Raw genomic sequence first — 1,623 nt, forward strand, 5'->3', positions numbered from 1 at the left:
AGATGCGATGACAAAAATTGGAGATCAGCTTTATGCTTCGGGTGATCCTAGCGATCCAATGAGCTATAACGGTGTACAATTAAGTCAAGGAGCAATTGACGAATTGAACAAAACTCGTCCAGACGGGCAAAAATTGGGTACTGATATTTATATCTTAGACGGGGATGGCAATAAACATGTAATGCCTGTTGTTACTCAAGCTTCAGTTGCTGACCCTGATCACAAAGCAACAGATAATAGAGAAACAAACGAAAATAATAAACCGGCATTCCAGTAAACGGTACCGATATATGCAAAAATCCCTAAGATTTTTAACGACTTATTCCCTGCAAGTGCAATCGGTGCAGATGGATATGTTGATCAAAACCAAATTGTTTACAAAGCTGATACTTCATCAGACGAAGTAGATGGACACTATGCAGTATTCTTTGCTGCATACACTGTTCTATGTGATGATTCAACACCTGAATTAAAAGCTCTTAAGCCAATGATTTCTGAAATTACTCATAAAATGACAAATCTTATTCTGAAGGATAATAATTATTTTATTGAAGATGCAACTGGTAAAGGAACACAGTGGTCAAGATGGACATCTAAGTATTTTAACGATAATATCGGTGAAATGGAAAATCAACCTGAATGGAGTTCAAATGTAGGTATCTATGATACTAAAGACGAAGCTCTATCTTACGGTTATGAGGATGGACCACTTAACGCACTTGAGGTTATGGCAACGTTGAAAACAGCGATGACTGTAACAAGTAAAGACTATCCAGTGGATCAAAAAATGTACCAAGATGCTTATAATCTAACATTTGATTCAAGTTACAGTAAGGCAGAGCCTTACGTGAACGGAAAAGGTTACATGGATATGGCACTTGAGTACATTAAACGTCGTGACGTACGTCAAGCAACTCATGCTTTCAACATTTTAAAGGAACTTTCAACCTATGATAACGTTTCAAATCTTTACAATGCTAGTATAGGTGATTGGCAGGCTCGTTCACATATCAATTCAACTATTCACAATGACTGGACTCAGTATATCAATTATTCAGATGAAGAACTTGGTTGGTTCCCAATTTATCAATTGATTTTACAAGAAAAGGATCCTGCGCGTTACAAGCAAATCGTTGACTCATATAGCCAATGGTATGAAAATGAAAAACGTGAAGAAAATCCGTTCTACACTTTCTTATATCAGTTAGCTAATCCAACTGATAAATCAGTAAGTATGCAACAAGATATTCAAAATTCTGTAAGATTCTTGTATAGAACTCAACACGTGAAAATTGGTTTCCCTGTAAGTTATGATAGACAAGATGTTTTCTATATTGAACCAGGCGATAGAGATGGTTCAAAAGCACAAACTAACTATGCCTTACCATTAGATGAGCAAAGAATTCACAGAAACAATTCAAATCCATTCTCTCGTGCATCGAATAGTGCTAAAGACTATTCACCAAGTGATACCTATAATTATAACACTGGTGGCGGCAAAAACATGGACGATGGCGTTACATTCTTACTTCCTTACTGGTTTGGACGCAACTTTGGAATCATCAAAGAAGTAAACTAGCTGGCCAACTAATAAAAAGATTCGAATTTTTCTTAGTTAGCAGG

At 36.4% G+C, this 1,623-nt stretch carries 2 protein-coding genes; both read left to right on the forward strand.

Translation table 11 applies throughout. The features are described 5' to 3' along the window. Nucleotides 1-277: hypothetical protein (locus CHI06_RS30165; protein ID WP_179292831.1), on the forward strand; the 277-nt coding region annotated here is incomplete at its 5' end. A gap of 210 nt (nucleotides 278-487) precedes the next feature. Then, on the forward strand, nucleotides 488-1,579 hold the full coding sequence (locus CHI06_RS28890) for a hypothetical protein (RefSeq protein ID WP_095252063.1): 1,092 nt from the start codon (nucleotides 488-490) through the stop codon (nucleotides 1,577-1,579). Nucleotides 1,580-1,623: the final 44 nt, after the last annotated feature.

This window comes from Bacillus sp. 7884-1 (assembly GCF_002272245.1).
GTDB lineage: Bacteria > Bacillota > Bacilli > Bacillales > Cytobacillaceae > Neobacillus.

Bases quoted from the DNA above. Each gene is read 5' to 3' on its own strand.
- CHI06_RS28890 (WP_095252063.1), top strand. From the start codon at position 488: ATGATTTCTGAAATTACTCATAAAATGACAAATCTTATTCTGAAGGAT.